Origin of the sequence: Neobacillus kokaensis, from assembly GCF_014656545.1 — a bacterium.
Lineage (GTDB): Bacteria > Bacillota > Bacilli > Bacillales > Cytobacillaceae > Neobacillus > Neobacillus kokaensis.
This window is the reverse complement of record NZ_BNDS01000013.1, coordinates 19,388-37,305: the sequence shown is the minus strand read 5'-3', so window position 1 is coordinate 37,305 and position 17,918 is coordinate 19,388. Positions and strand designations below refer to the sequence as shown.

At 41.4% G+C, this 17,918-nt stretch carries 13 protein-coding genes; 10 read left to right on the top strand and 3 right to left on the bottom strand.

Annotated elements, in window-relative coordinates; translation table 11 throughout:
• Positions 1-44: 44 nt before the first annotated feature.
• On the bottom strand, positions 45-641 hold the full coding sequence (locus IE222_RS15360) for a DedA family protein (protein WP_191274283.1): 597 nt from the start codon (positions 639-641) through the stop codon (positions 45-47).
• 270 nt (positions 642-911) lie between these two features.
• Between IE222_RS15360 and IE222_RS15355 the strand changes: the two genes are divergently transcribed.
• From IE222_RS15355 to nhaC, 3 genes are all read left to right on the top strand, one after another.
• Entirely contained in the window at positions 912-1,724 is an 813-nt protein-coding gene (locus IE222_RS15355; RefSeq protein WP_191274281.1) for a VOC family protein, read from the top strand.
• A gap of 33 nt (positions 1,725-1,757) precedes the next feature.
• Positions 1,758-2,855 carry an amidohydrolase gene (locus IE222_RS15350; protein WP_191274280.1) on the top strand — a complete coding sequence of 366 codons (1,098 nt, stop codon included), beginning with the start codon at positions 1,758-1,760 and terminating at the stop codon, positions 2,853-2,855.
• A gap of 566 nt (positions 2,856-3,421) precedes the next feature.
• On the top strand, positions 3,422-4,843 hold the full coding sequence (gene nhaC, locus IE222_RS15345; RefSeq protein WP_191274278.1) for a Na+/H+ antiporter NhaC: 1,422 nt from the start codon (positions 3,422-3,424) through the stop codon (positions 4,841-4,843).
• Between the two features lie 329 nt (positions 4,844-5,172).
• Here nhaC and IE222_RS15340 read toward each other — a convergent pair whose 3' ends face one another.
• On the bottom strand, positions 5,173-6,429 hold the full coding sequence (locus IE222_RS15340) for a helix-turn-helix domain-containing protein (protein WP_191274276.1): 1,257 nt from the start codon (positions 6,427-6,429) through the stop codon (positions 5,173-5,175).
• A gap of 93 nt (positions 6,430-6,522) precedes the next feature.
• Between IE222_RS15340 and IE222_RS15335 the strand changes: the two genes are divergently transcribed.
• The 7 genes from IE222_RS15335 (at position 6,523) to IE222_RS15305 (ending at position 16,928) form a co-directional block, all read left to right on the top strand.
• On the top strand, positions 6,523-7,632 hold the full coding sequence (locus IE222_RS15335) for a mandelate racemase/muconate lactonizing enzyme family protein (RefSeq protein WP_191274274.1): 1,110 nt from the start codon (positions 6,523-6,525) through the stop codon (positions 7,630-7,632).
• A 13-nt stretch (positions 7,633-7,645) separates the two neighbouring features.
• On the top strand, positions 7,646-8,350 hold the full coding sequence (locus tag IE222_RS15330) for a GNAT family N-acetyltransferase (RefSeq protein WP_191274272.1): 705 nt from the start codon (positions 7,646-7,648) through the stop codon (positions 8,348-8,350).
• 241 nt (positions 8,351-8,591) lie between these two features.
• Positions 8,592-9,800 (top strand): hypothetical protein, encoded by a 1,209-nt coding sequence (locus tag IE222_RS15325; RefSeq protein ID WP_191274444.1) that lies wholly within the window; start codon positions 8,592-8,594, stop codon positions 9,798-9,800.
• A 15-nt stretch (positions 9,801-9,815) separates the two neighbouring features.
• Positions 9,816-11,045, top strand: coding sequence for a Zn-dependent hydrolase (locus IE222_RS15320; protein ID WP_191274270.1), 1,230 nt, complete (start codon positions 9,816-9,818; stop codon positions 11,043-11,045).
• A 2-nt stretch (positions 11,046-11,047) separates the two neighbouring features.
• A complete protein-coding gene (locus IE222_RS15315) occupies positions 11,048-12,223 on the top strand; it encodes an amidohydrolase (RefSeq protein ID WP_191274268.1) in 1,176 nt (391 codons plus the stop codon).
• Positions 12,224-12,521: 298 nt separating this feature from the next.
• Positions 12,522-15,275, top strand: a complete 2,754-nt coding sequence (locus IE222_RS15310; RefSeq protein WP_191274266.1) for a bifunctional diguanylate cyclase/phosphodiesterase — start codon at positions 12,522-12,524, stop codon at positions 15,273-15,275.
• Between the two features lie 9 nt (positions 15,276-15,284).
• Positions 15,285-16,928, top strand: coding sequence for a thiamine pyrophosphate-binding protein (locus tag IE222_RS15305; RefSeq protein WP_191274264.1), 1,644 nt, complete (start codon positions 15,285-15,287; stop codon positions 16,926-16,928).
• Positions 16,929-17,028: 100 nt separating this feature from the next.
• Here IE222_RS15305 and IE222_RS15300 read toward each other — a convergent pair whose 3' ends face one another.
• Positions 17,029-17,763 (bottom strand): hypothetical protein, encoded by a 735-nt coding sequence (locus IE222_RS15300; protein WP_223282729.1) that lies wholly within the window; start codon positions 17,761-17,763, stop codon positions 17,029-17,031.
• Positions 17,764-17,918: the final 155 nt, after the last annotated feature.

Below are 17,918 nucleotides of genomic sequence, written 5' to 3'. Positions count from 1 at the left end.
GGCCCTTTTTCTAAGTTGAAAGGGCCTTTTTCTTATAACTAATATTACTTACCAAATACTCTTGTTTTTCTCCAATAAGTAAAGAGGAGGAGGCAGACGACGATAAGCGGCAAAATAACATAGGTACTGTACCTTGAAAGATAAGCACCAACATGCATCCAGTTTTCACCGAGTGTTCTTCCCAATGTAATAAAAGTAAAACACCAAATGAGCGCTCCCGAATAAGCGAAGAGTGCAAACCTTCTATACTTATAGCCATTAATACCAGAAAGATAGGCTACAACGTGCCGAACTCCCGGTATAAAATATCCGATTATTAAGAGGTAAGGACCGAATTTCATAAATAATTTTCTCGTTCGTTCTACCCGTTCTTCTGTCATGTGAAATTTAGGACCAAATTTCTTTAAAAACGGCAGGCCTAATTTAATGCCTAACAAATAGCTAAGGGTGATACCGCCGAATGCTCCAAAAAACGCACTCATGAGAGCTGGCAGATAGAGCATTTTTCCTTGATAAACATTATACCCAACATACGTTAGAAGCACTTCATCAGGTATTGGAAGACCTACAATACCGCCAATTAATGCCATAATTATACCGAAGTATCCATAATGCTCAATAAGTCCACTCAAATGCTGCATAAAACTACACTTCCCATTAAACAACTGTAAAAACCTTCGAAATTAGCTTATACAAAAACAAGGAAATCATGTGCATGGCTGCAGTCTTTTGATGATGTCTGATAATTAGAAAAACAACATGGAAAAATAAAGGTCGAAACCCGTGTTGGAAAAGGGATAACAATTGAAATAACTTTTCCAAGAGCCCAAAAAAATTAAGTTTTGGGCTCATTTATTTTATAATGGATATATCTGAAAATTTATACAGCCATTCATGAAAGGAGAATCACGATGGAGTTTGCATTTGACCACCTTGTCATTTTTTCAAACAAACCGGAGAACGCGATTCTTCCGTTAAAAAATATAGGGATTCATGCCGTTAATGGCGGGCGCCATGAAAACTGGGGGACATATAATTCGCTGACATACTTTGGGTTAAGCTATATCGAATTCCTTGGCGTGGAAAACCCTTCAATTGCTGAGCAGCAAGAGGATAACAGATTGGTTACGGAGATCGTGGAAAAGCTGGTTCATGAAACCAAGGAGGGTCCCGCGAAAATTGCGATTCGGACCAATCAATTGGAGGAATTAGCTGAAAAGTTCAAACACGAAGGCTTTAAAGTCTATGGTCCGCTTCCTGGAGAAAGGATTCGAGCAGATGGTCAGGTTATCAAATGGTCGCTCCTGTTTCCAGAAAGTAATACTAGCGAATTATCATTGCCGTTCTTTATCCAATGGGAAAAAACAGATGAAGAAAGACACGCAGAGTTTGAAGAACAAGGATTGATCGGGGCTCATCCAGCAGGTAATCTAACATTCGATAATGTGGTCTTCGTTGTGAGGGACTTGGAGAAGACCCTTCAAGGGTGGGGAAAACTATTGGACTTGCCTATTTCGGAAGAGTATATCGATCCAGTACTGAATGCACGGTGCAAAACTTTAAAACTTGCTGGAACAGGACTCGTATTCTGTACACCAATGGGAGATGGCTTTGCCCAAACAGTTTTACAAGAAAAAGGTGAAACCCCATTCTTGGTGACGTTGAACGGAACAAAGCAGGAGCAGCTGTTTAAAATGCAGGAAGGCTACTGGAGATTTAAGTAAGGTGCCTGACACCAAAAAGAGGAGTGTATTTTAGTGAAAGAGAATTTTGAAGATCAGATTTTGACTTGGTTTGATCATTTTCATGCGAATCCTGAGGTGAGCTGGAAGGAGTTTAAGACGACTGAGAAGATTGCCGCTATTTTGGATGAGCTGGGCGTTACATATAGAAGGTTTGATGATGTTACCGGTTTACTGGCAGAAATCGGGGAGGGTGAGGAAGTGATTGCTGTCCGGGCCGATATCGATGCATTATGGCAGGAAGTGGATGGCGTCTGGCAGGGAAATCACTCTTGCGGGCATGATGCCAATATTTCTATGGTTCTTGGGGCTCTTTTGTATCTTAAGGACAAATCGCTTAACAAAAAAATTCGCTTTATCTTTCAGCCTGCTGAAGAAAAGGGAAATGGATCACTTGCCATGATTGAGCGCGGCGCATTAGAAAATGTCTCACATCTATTTGGAGTTCACCTTCGTCCAGCAGAGGAGCTGCCGTTAGGAAAGGTGACTCCTTCAATTCATCATGGAGCCGGTGTCTTCCTGGAGGGGAAAATAATTGGAACGGACGCCCACGGCGCAAGACCTCACCAAGGTAAAAATGCCATTGATGCTGTTGCAGCAATCCATCAGTTCATAAAATCACTTTATTTTTCACCATTCGAATCCTATTCCGCAAAACTGACAAAAATTGTCGCTGGCGGAGGGAGTGTGAATATCATTCCGGGGACGGCAGAGTTTGCCATTGATGTTCGGGCACAGAAAAATGATGTCTTACGTCAGCTGCAATCCAAAATAGATGAAGGACTTGGCGGAATAAGCACACTTTATGGCATCGAAATCAAGTGGGATTGGTATGATTTTGTACCAGGGGCAGAGGTTTCCACTGAAGCTGAGGCAATTGCAAGAGAAGCCATCCGAGCTGCAGCGGGCGATGAAGTCCTGGCTCCGCCGGTTATTACCTCCGGTGCCGATGATTTCCACTTCTATACAGTAAAAAAACCAGAGCTAAAAGCGGCCATGATAGGCGTAGGGGCAGACCTTAAGCCTGGATTACACCACCCCAAAATGAGCTTTGACCGCTCAGCTCTCGATCTAGGTGCACGGATTTTAGCAGAAACATTACAAAAAGCCTAAGAGGCTGACTCAAAAGGTCGTTGAATAACGACTCTTTTGAGTCAGTTTCCTTTTTCATCCATTTTATTTTTAAATTTTAAAGATTTACTCCCCCCAGGGGAAATCCTCCCTTATTTTCCCCTTATTCTTCTGCTGCCTTTAACTGATTTTTAGTTATTGATTCCCACTTCATTAAATTATGGACAACACAAATAACACCCCATTCCGTAATATTTTTGGAAAGGGCCTCTTAACGAAAAGCGATTGAAACCCCTGTTATGTTTACCAAATGGGATGATTTTCTTATTTTTTTGTACAAAGAATAATGACTTATTTTTTTCACTCTGTTGATTGGAGCGGAAACCAACAGACCAAATTCAGAGTACATAAACAAAAGAGGGAATGTCCCTAAAAGTTATCTACTTTTGGGACACCCTCTTTGTATTTATTTTTCCGAAAAATCGAAAAACAAATTGACGGAATATTAAGGGGTGTTTTACTATAATATTAACGTCTATTTAACGACAACTAGTTAGTTTAAATGAATTGCTTCTTAATTCAAAATAAATTACTTTAGGGGGAGCTTTATGAAAAAAGAAATACCTTTTAAGCTGGCGATTATTCCGCTCGCCGCGATGATTATCGTAATGGCCATAACGGTTGTTTATCTTGAACAGGGGCCGCATATGCCGCTTATTTTTGGAACGTCGATTGCTTCACTTGTGGCCTGGCGTGTTGGATTTAAATGGGATGATATTGAAAAAATGATGTATAAAGGGATTCGCCTTGCCCTCCCGGCAGTTGTCATCATCATGCTCGTAGGACTTACGATCGGTGCCTGGATTGGCGGCGGAATTGTGGCAACAATGATTTTTTATGGATTAAAAATCATTACCCCTTCACTTTTCCTAGTTTCCATCTGTGCGATATGTGCCATAGTTTCGTTAGCTATTGGCAGCTCTTGGTCAACGATGGGGACAATCGGTGTTGCTGGTATGGGGATTGGGCTCAGCATGGGAATCCCGGCACCGATGATAGCGGGTGCGATTATTTCCGGCTCTTATTTTGGCGATAAAATGTCGCCGCTCTCCGATACGACCAACCTTGCCTCAGGTTTAACAGGTACCGATTTATTCGTTCATATCCGCCATATGCTGTACACAACAATCCCAGGGCTGGTTATTGCGTTTGTTGCCTATGGTATCATGGGATTCAAGTTCGGAGCTGCAGGTATGGATACGGCAAGTATTAACCAAACAATGGATGTACTTCAGAAAAGCTTTGTGATCTCGCCATTTCTATTAATCATTCCGGTGCTGGTTATAGTTTTAGTAGCTAAAAAGGTACCAGCCATTCCTGCTTTAATTATTGGGATCATCTTAGGATTTCTCTCGCAAATTTTCATTCAAGGCGGTTCAGTTTCATCTGCCCTAACTGCTCTTCAAAGCGGGTATGTGATTGATACAGGGAACAAAATGGTCGATAAACTGTTTACCGGCGGCGGTTTGGATTCAATGATGTATACGGTTTCAATGACTATCGTAGCCATGACCTTTGGCGGGATTCTTGAAAATACAGGAATGCTTGATGCGATTGTCAAACAAATTTTAAAACTGGCAAAGACCGCCAAAGGGGTTGTTGCATCAACCGTTGTTTCTTGCTTTGCGACTAATGCCACTTGTTCCGAACAGTACATTTCCATTGTTATTCCATCCCGGATGTACGCGAATGCTTATCGGGAAAAAGGACTTCATTCGAAAAATTTATCCCGGGCATTAGAAGATGGAGGGACCTTAACCTCTGTATTTGTCCCATGGAATACGTGCGGTGTGTTCATTGCTGGAACACTTGGAGTCCAGGCATTTCAATATGCGCCGTTTGCTATCTTAAATTTCATCGTACCGATTATTTCAATTTTTTATGCTTTAACAGGAATTACGATTACTAAGCTATCAGAAGCCGAGATGCTTCAGGCTGGAAAAGAAGAAGAGGAAACAGCGGCCGTGTAAAACGTATAAGCGGGAGTCCTGTAAGTGGAAAGGAGTTATCCACTAGAAAAGGAGAAATATCCACAAATGTGGGGTATTTACCCACAATCAGTGGATAGTTACCCACAATAAAAGTAAAACTATCCACAAACAATCGGTAGTTATACACAGCTAATACGGAAGCATCCACAAATAAAGGAGGGTATTCGCAAGAAGCCGATTAAATCCAAGGAAAAGAGCTTTATCCACAGATGTCGGGACGCATCCGCGTGTAATGAGCAGCTATCCACAAGTAACGCACAAATATAAAAAGGAAAGTTTCCCTTAACAAACTTTCCTTTAACTTATTCTTATAGATAAACAGGCATATTTAGTTCATAAATCGCCCTTGGCCGGCCTTGTTGGTAAGTCATTTCTTCGCCAACAACTTTAACAAAACCGTGATCGGCCAATTTTTTCAGAATCCGCTCCGTAGAACGCCTTGTTACCTTTAAGTAGTCGGCTAGATCGGCAGCGGTGAAATGCACGTCCTTCCGTGACTTGCTGAATTCGATAATCTTGGAGAGATTGCCGGGACTTAATCTAGTTTGTTTCGCAACCTGGACAATTTCGGGATGATCATTCTTCAATTGATGCTGTTTATGTTCATGCGGGAAGGGCCCCAGCAATTGCTTTTCCTCGGTCAGGATGTACCCGCATAAGTCATCAGTATCTTTTTCGGCAAACCTTAATGCCGCCTTGGCATTTTGTTCGGCGTCTGTAAGGGTAGCACCGTAGCCTATGCCCATTTTAATGAGATCATCCCAATCTTTAACAAAGTTAAAGAGCTGATTCCTGCTGAGTATGGCCTCAATTTCACCCCTGGTACTGTAGAAAACAAATAATCCTGTTTTCAACTCCTGAATAGGGGTAGGAAGCTCACGGATGAGATTGTTAGGTTGGTCGACTAAAACATTTGCAGAAATATAACCAACCGCCACTTGAGCGGCTTTGCGTTTGAACAATTCCGCTTGTGCTTTGGCTTTTTCGAGGCCGCGGAGCAATGAAATTTTTGGATCAGTGAGTCTCATGGCAGGAATTCCGAGTGTTTCTAAGCGATTGTAAGCAGCATGCACACTTGTTAGAGCAAGATCAATTTTTCCTTGGTCCCATAGCTTCTTGTGAAAAGCAACAATTTTATCTAATTCAAATTGGATATCCACCATGTCCTGGTAGTCGAGTACATGCATGGGAGGAACATTTGAGCCAAGTTCTGTCAATACATTATGAACAACAGACGAGTCAATCATATCGATTGAAATTCGTTCAAGTGCCAGTTTTTTCGTGTATAATATAGAAAGAAACGAAGAGGCTACTGTCATTTCATCTGTTGCTAGGTAAAGGGATGGGATTGGCAGTTTTTCATGCTGCTTTTTTGAAAAAAAGTATGCTAAGGCACCGGCGAATAACACTATATCACACGGCTTTAATTGTGTTACCAGCTCGGCGGCCTCCTGTGGCTCTTGATAAACATATGGATCAATTTCAACATCTGAAAAATCGGATGCGACAGGTAGAATTCTTGCAATAAACTCGCTTGATCCAATGACAGCAATCTTTGTACTCACGTTTTCAGCGCCTCCTAGTGCGAATTAGCGTCTATTTAACGACAACTATATCAAATGAATGAAATCTTGTAAATTTTGAAAGGATGAATCATGATGAAAATTACTGAGATTGAACTTTATGCCATTCGCTTACCTTTAATTGAACCTTTTGTTATCAGCTATCACACTTATCCAGATATGCCTTCTATTATTACGAAGATAGTGACCGATGAAGGAATTGTTGGTTATGGCGAGGCGGTGCCGGATGAACATGTAACAGGCGAAACTTGGGAAGGTGTATTTCATATCCTTAAAAACACGATTGGACCTGTTTTAATAGGGAAAAATCCGATGGAAATTGAGAAAATTCATGAGCTGATGAACAATACGATTTATTCAGCACCAGCAGCTAAGGCGGCAATTGATATTGCCTGCTTTGACATTATGGGGAAAAAACTGCAGCAGCCAGTGTACCAGCTGATTGGCGGGCGCTATCATGAGAAATTCCCTATTACTCATGTGTTAAGTATTGCAGCACCTGAAAAAATGGCGGCAGAAGCTGCGCAAATGGTGGAGAAGGGCTATCGGTCTTTTAAAATGAAGGTGGGGACAAATGTTAAGGATGACATTGAACGCATTAAGGCAGTGCGGGCTCAAGCCGGGTCTGGCATAGCGATCCGAGTGGATGTAAACCAAGGTTGGAAAACCAGCGCAGCTACACTGACGGCGGTAAAACAATTGGAAGACTACCAAATTGACTGGATAGAACAACCGGTTGCTGCCGATGACATTGATGCGATGGTTGAGGTGAAATCTAAAACAACCATTCCCCTTATGATCGACGAAGGCTTAAAGGGAACAAGGGAAATGCGGGAAATTATCCAAAAACGAGCGGCGGACAAAGTGAATATTAAATTGATGAAATGTGGCGGCATCTACCCGGCGGTAAAATTAGCTCATCAGGCGGAGCTGGCAGGAATGGAGTGCCAAGTAGGGTCTATGGTTGAATCATCTGTTGGTTCGGCAGCCGGTTTTCATGTAGCTTTTTCCAAAAAAGTGATTACCAGTGTTGAGTTAACGGGGCCATTAAAGTTTTCAATGGATATTGGTAATCTGGCCTACGACGTTCCGTTTATCCGTTTAACAGAGCAGCCAGGTCTAGGAGTCGAGGTCAACGAGGAAATTCTTAAGGAGTTAACAGTATTTCAGGACAATGTTCGGTAGGAGGGAGTTTGTTGTGAGTGCAATTTTTAACGGTATACTCTCAAAAAACGGTGATGTACCGTTTTCAGTCAGAAGATTATCATCAATAGATTTGCCAAGTGTTTTAAGTGTCCAGGAGCGGGTTGTAGCAAGCATGGATAAACAGGGAGCCCTTCAGCCGCTTTCGGAAGAGGAGTACCAATATATCCTGGAAGGAAATGGAATGATGGTTGGAGCGTTTGCCGAAGAAGAATTGATTGCCTTCCGAGCATTGCTCGTTCCGAAGCATGATGACCCGGAACACTTAGGATTTGATATCGGTTTAACGATGGCAGAACTGCCTGCTGTTATTTATCAAGAAATTTCGAATGTACTGCCGGAATACCGCGGGAACTGTTTGCAAAAGAAGCTTGCCCAACTGATTATGGAGGAATTGGGAAAGGAAGCGCATGATTTTCGTTATGTTTGCTGTACTGTGGCTCCGTTTAACATCCCAAGCTTGAAAGATAAGTTTGCCCAAGGGATGCAGATTACTGCCTTGAAAGAGAAATACGGCGGGCAATTACGCTATACTTTTGTAAAAGAACTGCCGGAAACTGAGCAGCCAATCTGGAAGGAAACCATTTTTATCAACATGGGGGATATTTCCGCTCAGCAGGAGAAACTGGCACAAGGATGGCGCGGCACTCGAATGCTGCGACAAGACGACAATTCCATATTCGTAGAATTTTGCAGATAGTTTAAATATAGGTGCCTGACACCCAATTGGTGTCAGGCATCTTTTTGTTATTCAAATATTAATAATTTCTTTATTCCCCTATAACAAAAAATACCACATGAGTAATAGCGTGTGTTGGAAACGGTTGCAAGAAAAATTTAAATAATATAAATTGACTGAAAAATATAATTATATTATTATTCTAGTAACATAATTTTTAATAATTTGAATAATACATCCTAGAGAAAGCGAAGTGATTCAATTGTCACAAATGCTAGCATTAGTCATTTTAATTTTAATTTTATTTATCGGGGACGCAGTGGCTGTCCGCACAAAAGCGTGGGTGCCGTCCATTTTTATCTGTGCTATTTTATTCCTAGCAGGTTATTGGACATTTTTTCCAAAAGATATTGTTGCGATAGCAGGGATCCCGCCAGTTGTAGCTACTATGATGATGTACTTATTAATCACCAATATGGGCACATTGTTATCGCTAAAGGAATTAAAGAATCAGTGGAAGACCATTGTCATTGCACTATCAGGGATTTTGGGCATTATCGTCGTTCTTTTAACAGTTGGCAGCCTGATTTTTGGATTTAACACAGTGGTTGTTGCTATCCCGCCATTAGTCGGCGGCGTTGTATCTGCCCTGATCATGTCAGAAGGCGCAAAGGAAGCGGGCCTTGTCTCCCTTTCTGTATTTGCCATCGTTATCTACGTTATGCAGGGATTTGCAGGATATCCACTTACTTCTATTGTATTAAAGAAAGAAGGAAAAAGACTTCTTAGCCAATACCGCAGCGGGAAATTGGAATTCAATGAACAAGAAATGGCAGCTGCAGAAGTAGTTGCGGCATCAGCATCTGGCAAAATGGAACTTAAACTGTTTAAACACATGCCGGAAAAATATAACACTGAATTCTTTAAGTTTTTTAGATTAGCAGTTGTGGCCTACCTTGCTTATCTAGTTTCTACTATAACGGCACCGTATGTATCCATCAGTCCGTTTGTTCTGTGTCTGTTGTTCGGTGTGATTGCTTCAAGTGTCGGTTTTCTCGAAAAGCAGGTGCTACAAAAAGCAAATGGCTTTGGCTTTGCGCTATTGGCGTTAATGTTGTTCATTTTTGATGGGTTAAAACAGGCAACACCAGGGATGATGCTTCAAATTATTTATCCGCTGATTGGAACGATTGTTTTAGGTGTCATCGGGATGTATATCTTCTCATTTATTGCCGGCAAGCTGTTAAAAGTAAGCAAGGAGATGGCGTTCGCCGTATCACTAACAGCTTTATACGGATTTCCGGCTGATTATATTATTACAAATGAAGTCATAAAATCGTTAACTGAGGATGAAAAGGAAAGAGAGATATTGACAAGCCGGATGCTGCCGCCGATGCTCGTGGGCGGGTTCGTCACCGTAACGATTGTATCGGTTATCTTAGCAGGTATATTTGTTGGATTCTTGAAATAATTGGAGGGAAATTCATTGAACGACTTGAAACAACGAATTGAAGGTCATATTGAGGCGTTAAGTCAATTTACAGCAACACCTGGGCAGGGCACGACAAGGCTGACTTATAGCAAGGAGGATTTGCAAGCTAGGGAATATTTAAAGGAAAAAATGAAGGAGTACGGTTTACAAGTTAGCGAGGACGGACTTGGGAATATCTTCGGCAAGCTTGAAGGGACATTAAAAGATGCACCTAGTGTATTAATCGGTTCCCATTTTGATTCTGTACCAAACGGCGGTTCCTATGACGGTCCCGCCGGTGTGGTAGCAGGGCTTGAGGTTGCAGCCCTTTTTGCTAAAAATAAAATTAAACCGAAATATCCGTTAGAAGTGATCGCTTTAATCGAAGAAGAAGGCTCACGGTTTGGCGGCGGCTTGATGGGGTCTAGAGGGATTGTCGGGTCATTGGGCGAGGAAGAGTTTATAAATTTAACCGATAAGGGTGGTATTACAACAGTTGAAGCTATGGCTGAAATCGGGCTGGATCCATCGCTTCCGAAGAAAAGAGATCCGAAAACAATGAAAGCCTATCTGGAGCTGCATATTGAACAAGGACCAATTCTTGAGGAAAAGGGTATTCCAATTGGAATGGTAGAAGCTATTGTTGGCCTAGCCCAATTAGAGATAACAGTAGAGGGTAAGGCAGGACATGCGGGAACAACACCGATGGATCGCCGTTCAGATGCGTTAGTTGTGGCTGCTAAGATGATTGCACAGCTGCCGGAAATTGCTTTAAGTGAAGGGGAGGGCTCAGTTATCACAACGGGGCGCCTTCACGTCTTTCCAAATGGAGCAAATGTGATTCCGAACAAAGTAGTTTTTACAGTCGATCTCCGCTCCGGAAGAGAAGAACATATTCTTAACATGATTGGCCAGGTGCAGCAATTAGTCGAATCCTTTCATGCGTTTGGGATTAAAAACTCAGTGCAGCAGCAATTATATATGCCTCCAAAGGCAATGAACCAAGAGATTATCGCCCTTTTGAGCGAAAAATGCAGTGAATTAAATATTCCGTTTTGTTCGATAAACAGCGGGGCTGGCCATGATGCGATGGTGTTTTCAGATGTTACAGATGTAGGCATGCTGTTTGTCCCAAGTAAAGACGGCCTGAGCCATTGTCCGGAAGAATGGTCCGATTCGCAGGATTTAGCAAATGCTGTACAGATTCTATATGAGGCAGCAAAGAAATTAACGGAGGCGGAATAAAAATGATTCATGCAGCAATAAAAGAAGCTATTCAAAAATATAGCGGGGAACTAACTGAGCTGCGCCGGAAATTTCATCGTGAGCCGGAATTATCGTGGGAAGAATTTAAGACAACAGCGTTTGTCTGCGAGTATCTTGAGAAGCTGGGGGTTCATTATCGAAAAACTGAACCGACTGGCGTAATTGCCACAATTGAAGGCGGTAAGCCAGGTAAAACCGTCGCGCTAAGAGCTGATATGGATGCATTAACGGTCGAAGAATTAAACAAGGATCTGCCCTATGCATCAATAGAAGAAGGAAAAATGCATGCATGCGGCCACGATGCCCACACCTCTATGCTCTTAATTGCGGCCAAAGCGTTAAGTGAAATAAAAGAAGAATTGCCTGGAAATGTGCGTTTGATTTTCCAGCCAGCTGAGGAAGTGGCAACAGGTGCGAATGAATTGGTGAAACAGGGAGCGATGGAAGGTGTCGATAACGTTTTCGGCATCCATATTTGGTCACAAATGCCAACGCACAAAGTTTCCTGTTCGCCAGGACCATCTTTTGCATCAGCAGATCTTTTTACCGTAACATTCAAGGGCAGAGGCGGTCACGGAGCAATACCACATGCTTGTATTGATGCAGCAATCGTTGCCTCTTCTTTCGTAATGAATGTACAAACGGTCGTCTCAAGAACGGTTGATCCACAGCAGCCGGCTGTACTTACAATCGGTAAAATGGTCGTCGGGACACGCTTCAATGTCATTGCAGAAAATGCGGTGATTGAAGGGACCGTACGTTGTTTTGACCCAAAAACTAGAGAACACATTGAAAATCAGCTCAAACATTATGCTGATCAGGTGGCTGCCGTTTACGGAGCGGAGGCGCAGGTAGATTACATCCGCGGCACCCGAGCAGTTATTAACGACGAGGAAAGTGCCAACCTTGTCCAAAAGGTAGCTGCTGCGGCATTCGGAGATGGTGTACTGTACAATGAAAAGCCGACCATGGGCGGTGAAGATTTCAGCTTTTATTTGGATCAATCACCGGGAAGCTTTGCTCTTGTAGGCTGCGGTAATCCTGAAAAAGACACACAATGGGCACACCACCACGGCAAATTCAACATTGACGAAGACGCCCTTACTACGGGAGCGGAACTCTACGCACAATATGCCTGGGCTTATCTGAATAACTAGATATTTATTTTTCTAAAAGGTACGAAATCCTAGATGGTTTCGTGCCTTTTATATTTGGTCATTTTTTGAAGTGGTTTGAATTCAGGTCTAAATACTATTTTATTACTTCAGGTTTTTCCAAAATAAATAGGGTATTTATATCTATCTAAAGTACTAATTTATGTATATTTATCTATCCATGGTACCAATAGTATTGTAAACTTAGATAAGAATAATGTAGAAAAAAGTCGAAAAATGTTTATAAGCACATGACGATAATTCAATGAAAAAACTATGCCAAGGAATGGAGTTTATCTGAATGTTTAAAGAACAAACGAGGTATTCTCGACTTGCAAACATAACAAAAATCATTAATACAAAGCGGGATTTACGCGAAGTATTAGAACAAGTAACCATCGCAATATCTGAAGAAATTGTTCAATGTGACTCTGTGGGAATCTACTTACCGCAGGAAGATGGGACATTTAGAGGATATGTCGGAAAACCAGAGGTGATTAATGGCTGGACACTGGACATGCATGTGATTGATACGGAAATTGACCTGCTGGCCAAAGAAGTGATAGAAACCAGACGTGCCATTTATATTCCTGATACCTCAAAGGACAGCCGGCCAGACCCGCGGGCTGTCGAAGGCTTTAAAATTAAATCGTTACTTGTACTTCCCATTTCATTTGAAGAAGAGCTATTTGGCCTTGTCTTTTTGTTTGATTATGGCATTCCAATGAACTTAACCGAGGATGAAATTCAAACGGTCGAAGCTTATGTCAATATGGCTGCTGTTGCAATACAAAACTCAAGAAATTTAACATATAAAGAAAACCTAATAGCTGAGAAACAGCTGCTTCTCGATGTGACCCGTGGTTTATCTATGTGTTCGACGATGCAAGAAAGTCTTGATATTTGTTTTTCCTATCTTGGAAAGGTCCTAGATAATTATAATACGGGAGTTCATTTGCTCGATCCATTAGCTGGGAAAAGAATTAAACCAGCGAAGTTAAGTAAGGATAGTGACTGGACAGAAGAAGATTGGATGAATACGCATAAAAAAATCATCATTGATCAAAGCAATGATGCTGTCATGCAAGAGGTTATTGAAACCAAAAAGCCCATCCTCATTCAAGATGTTTTTGCTGATGATAGACCGAACCATGAGGTCTGCAGGAACTTTGGTATTACCGGTCTGTTCATGCTTCCGTTAATTTCAATGGGGGAGGCTTTAGGGCAAATATCTATTGTGAATCTTGATGATTCGGAGTTCTTTTATTCTGAAGCACAAATACAGCTGGCTCAATCAATAGTGGATGCTACTGCTTCGACATTATCAAATCTTTTGTTTATGGAAAAACAAGAGTTGATTATCGAGGAAAGAACTTCAGAAGTAAAAGTGAAAAATAAGGAATTGGAACGTGTTGTAGCGGAATTACAGAATTTAAGCCGGGAAAAGGAATTAATTCTTAACTCCGCAGGTGAAGGCATATTTGGACTGGATCTTAATCGAAAAATTACGTTTTGTAATCCGGCTGGAGCCGCGATGTTAGGTTATGAAAGGAAAAATGAGTTAATCGGAAAGCCAGCCTGTTTGATTTTTAGTAAACAAACAGCAAACTGCACGAAGCAAAATAGTAAGGATGCGGAGTTTTTTCGAAAGGACGGATCCAGCTTTCCGGTAGAATACGTCATCTCTTCCATAAAGGAAGGGGATCAGATTGTCGGCGAGGTCGTTACCTTCAAAGATATTACTGAAAGAAAGCAATTGGAGGAAGAAATTAGGTATCATGCTTATTTTGATAGTTTGACAGATTTGCCGAATAGGGTTTTGTTAAAAGATCGGTTAAATCAAGGTCTGACGCATGCGAAAATAAATGGAGAAAAATTAGCGGTTCTATACTTAGATTTAGATCGCTTTAAGTTTGTTAACGACACGATGGGGCACAGTTATGGGGATATGCTGCTAAGACAGGTCGCCAATCGGTTAACGGTTTGTGTTCCGGAAAGTGCCACTGTATCACGGCAAGGCGGTGATGAATTCACCATTTATTTACCTAATATCAAAAATGAAAATGAAGTTTTAAAAATAGTGAATCGCGTTATTGGATCTTTTTCAAGTCCATTTCACCTAAACGATTATGAAATGTATATAAAAACAAGTATTGGGATAAGCCTATTTCCTGATAACGGCGATACCGGAGAAATTTTAATTAAAAATGCCGATACGGCTATGTACAAATCAAAGGAAATATCAGGAAACAGCTACCATTTCTTCAGTGAAGGAATGGATACAAGAACATTTGAAACGATTAAGCTGGAAAATGCTTTATACAAAGCTCTTGAACGAGATGAGCTGGTGATTTATTACCAGCCGCTTATGAACTATAAAACGAAGAAGATTGAGAGAGTAGAAGCCTTGCTGAGATGGAATCATCCCGAACATGGCCTTATATCTCCAGATAAATTTATTCCAATTGCAGAAGAGACAGGATTAATTATTCCTATAGGGGAATGGGTTCTAAGAAAAGCCTGCGGGCAATTAAAGCAATGGCATGATCAAGGATATCCGCTAATCAGCATGTCTGTAAATTTATCAGCCCGACAGTTTGAACAAAACAATTTATTTTCCAAGGTAAAAAGCATTTTAATAGAAACAGAGCTGCTACCTGAATTTTTACATCTAGAACTTACTGAAAATTTAATTGTAAAAAATACATTGTTGACCTTAAAAACGATGAGAAAGCTCCAAGATTTAGGAATCAATATTGCTATTGACGATTTTGGGACAGGCTATTCTTCTTTGGGTTATTTGAAGAATATGCCAATATCTACATTGAAAATTGATAAATCCTTTATAAGGCATATGTCAAAGAGTGATGCCGCCATAACAAATACGATTATTACACTAGCCCAAAACTTAAATCTGAATGTGATTGCAGAGGGTGTAGAGACAGAGGAACAAGCTGAATTTTTGGCATCTCGACAATGTTATTTGATGCAGGGTTACTATTTCAGCCGCCCTATAACAGCGGATGAGATTGTAAATAAATATTTTCAACAGTGAGGTGTGCTTATGAAAGCAGCAAGAATTGTTTTGGAGTATTTAAAAAGAAGTGGCGTAAAGCATATTTTCGGGATTCCGGCAGGCTCCGTCAACGCATTTTTTGACGAAATGAATGAAATGCCAGAGATCACCCCTATTGTTACCAAACATGAAGGGGCGGCCTCTTATATGGCTGCGGCTTATGCCAAATACACCAATCAAATCAGCGTTTGTATTGGATCAAGCGGTCCTGGCGGAACCAACCTTGTGACAGGGGCTGCAAATGCTATGCGTGAGCATTTACCGATTTTATTTATTACGGGTGCTGTTCCTGTAACGACAATAGGGTTAAATGCGTCACAGGAATTAGATGCACAGCCTATTTTTCAGCCGATCACGAAATATAGCGTGACCGTGATGGAGTCAAAGAATGTTCTTGAGGAAGTAGTTAAAGCAGTGGAAATAGCGATTTCCGGGGTGCCGGGACCTGTTCACATTGCGCTTCCTATCGATGTACAGCACAAGCAGGTTGAGGCAGCGGCCATCCCGGCTGCGGCTAAAAGAAATCCGATTATTCCAGACCTGAATGTCATTAAAGAGACAGCAAAGGAACTCGTAACAAGAGAACATGGGTATATTTTCGCGGGACAGGGAATCCGGAACTCTGTTGAGCATTTACAAGAGCTGGCAGAAATGCTGAATTGGCCGATTATTACTACACCGCAAGCAAAGGGATATATTCCTGAGGATTACCCTCTTTTAGCCGGAGTGTTTGGATTTGCCGGTCATGAATCTGCCTCCAACTTGATTAACGAAGGTGATGGTAAAGTATTACTGGTTGTAGGATCAAGCTTGGGTGAAACAGCAACGAATAATTATAATGCAAACCTTACAAAAGATCGGTTTATGGTCCAAATGGATTTTGACCATACTGTATTTAACCGTAAGTATAAGGTGGACCTTCCTGTTCTTGGTGATATTAATTTAAGTTTACTATTTTTGATTGAGGAATTAAGGGCGTTGGGACTCACAAGAAAAGCGGTAAAACGAGCTGCTGAAGTGAAGAGTGATGCAGCAGGAGATGGGCAGGAGTATAATACAAAAAATGTACTTTTGAACATCCAAAAATATTTGCCTGTCTCAACGAGATATACGGTTGATATTGGTGAGTTTATGTCTTATGTGATTCAGTACATGAAGGTTGTAGATACTGATTCATATAATATTAATGTACATTTTGGAGCGATGGGAAGCGGTATTGGCTCTGCTATTGGCTCTCAACTGGCTGAGCCTGAACGTCCGGTGGTTTGTATTACAGGAGACGGCTGCTTTTTCATGCACGGCATGGAAATTTTAACAGCTAAGGAATATCATTTGCCGATTCTATTTATTGTCATGAACAATGCTCGCTTAGGAATGGTGTACCATGGTCATGCCCTGCAGTTCAATCGGACTCATCCTTCCTTTGAACAAGAGGGGATTAATATTAGTGCGATGGCGGCGGCTATGAATATACCAAGTTTTAGGGTGACGGAGCTTAGAGATATCACTCAAGACATGATCGATAACTTGTTGAATGGAAATAGCCCTGCTGTTCTTGAGGTAGCGCTGGTCGATAATAATGTGCCGCCAATGGGCGACCGGGTGAAGTTTTTATCCTCGTTTGGAAAGTAAGAGATAAGGGGAGCCCCTAGCCGCGCATGAGAAGGCTCCCCGGAGTGTCGCCAGAAAGCTCCTGGGATAAACAATAACAGGCAGGTTTACATATATATCATTATAAATCTCGATAAGAATCTCGGATAACTTTAAGAATAGCTCCCATGGTTTGTCCTTTAAAAGAATCCGGGACAGCCTCACAAGCCGGATTGGAATAATAGAAATTTCCGGATTGTTTTTCATGTTTAAAGCCAAATTCGGACAATGAGTACTGTAATTCTGCCGGCAGCTCTGTTAATCCCGTTTGGGCAGTAAAATACTTTGTAGGGTAGACGCTCACATCTACATCACCATCTCCTGTATCAACAACGAACAGATCATGGTTATTTTGAACTACCCATTTTCCCTTTGAAAATAAAGAAATTCTTGCACCCTCTAAAGAAGAAATGGCATCTAAATTAATCCCAGTAACTTGATTAATGATTTGCCGGATTGCCGCCCCCGTTGGTCTTTGCCCTGGCTGATTGAATTGCGAGTCAAGAATTTTTCTGATTAGAGGTTCCTTGGAAGCAGGCTCAGATGGCTGTTCTGCCAATTCTTTTGAGAGAACAGGGACTACATCTAAATCAAAATCAAATATAGCTTTTACAAAACTACAAATCTCAGTGCTGCTAATGCTTCCTTCAAAAGAATCAATAAATGTATCCATCAATTGTGCTTTACTCATTGCTCTTATCTGAGCATCTAATTCAGCCTCAGAACTGGCCGCCCCTAATTTACATTCACTACCTGCAAACTCCTTAACGCGCTCCAAAATCTCAGAAACTGATAAATTCAAATTAGCCCTAACCATAAATGAAAACTCCAATCTTTTAAAATACGCGGCAACAACCGTTTATGTTTATATTATAGGAAATTGGTGTCAGGCACCACTCATGGATATTTGTACTTCTGAGGTGGACAGTTGACAGTTGTTTCAAGAGCGGAATGAAGGCCAAAAATAGGCGG